The following is an 830-nucleotide window of genomic DNA, read 5'->3' on the forward strand; positions in this document are numbered from 1 at the left end:
CCACCGACAAAGAAGACACCCGCACCCTCTGGACCACCCTCACCACCGAGGCCACCACCTCCGGCTCCGGCTCCGGCTCCGGCTCCGGGTCCGGGTCCGGGTCCGACGCCAACCGCGAAGGCACCAGCGCTGCGAAAATCTGGCTCGACGGCCAGGTCCACGCCGACCTCGCCGACAGCGTCCCCCAAATCGGCGCCCCCGAAGCCTGGGACGCCGGCTACAACGGCGACGGCGCCACCGTCGCCGTCCTCGACACCGGCATCGACCCCACCCACCCCGACCTCGTGGATCAGATCCAGGACATGGTGAGCTTCGTCCCCGACGAAGACACCACCGACGTCAACGGACACGGCACCCACGTCGCCTCCACCATCGCCGGCACCGGCGCCGCCTCCAACGGCGACAACACCGGCGTCGCACCCGCAGCCGACCTGATCGTCGGCAAAGTCCTCAACGACAACGGGTACGGCTACGACTCCTGGATCATCGCCGGCATGCAGTGGGCCGCCGAATCCGGCGCCGACATCATCAACATGAGCCTCGGCGGCGGCCAAGCCGACGGACTCGACCCGATGGCGCTCGCCGTGGAAAGCCTCTCCGCACAGCACGACACCCTCTTCGTCGTCGCCGCCGGCAACAACTCCGGCCTGATCGGCTCGCCTGGCACCGCCGAAAGTGCCCTCACCGTCGGCGCCGTCGACAAACAGGACCAACTCGCCGACTTCTCCAGCGTCGGACCCCTGGCCCGCACCGGCGCACTCAAACCCGACCTCACCGCACCCGGCGTCGCCATCAACGCCGCCCGCTCCCAACACAGCACCGGCGACGGC

At 69.9% G+C, this 830-nt stretch carries 1 protein-coding gene; it reads left to right on the forward strand.

Annotation, left to right across the window (positions count from 1 at the left end):
- On the forward strand, window positions 1-830 hold an 830-nt coding region (locus H0524_RS22815; RefSeq protein ID WP_180200495.1), incomplete at both ends, for a S8 family serine peptidase.

It is taken from the genome of Salinispora sp. H7-4 (assembly GCF_013416675.1).
GTDB lineage: Bacteria > Actinomycetota > Actinomycetes > Mycobacteriales > Micromonosporaceae > Micromonospora > Micromonospora vitiensis.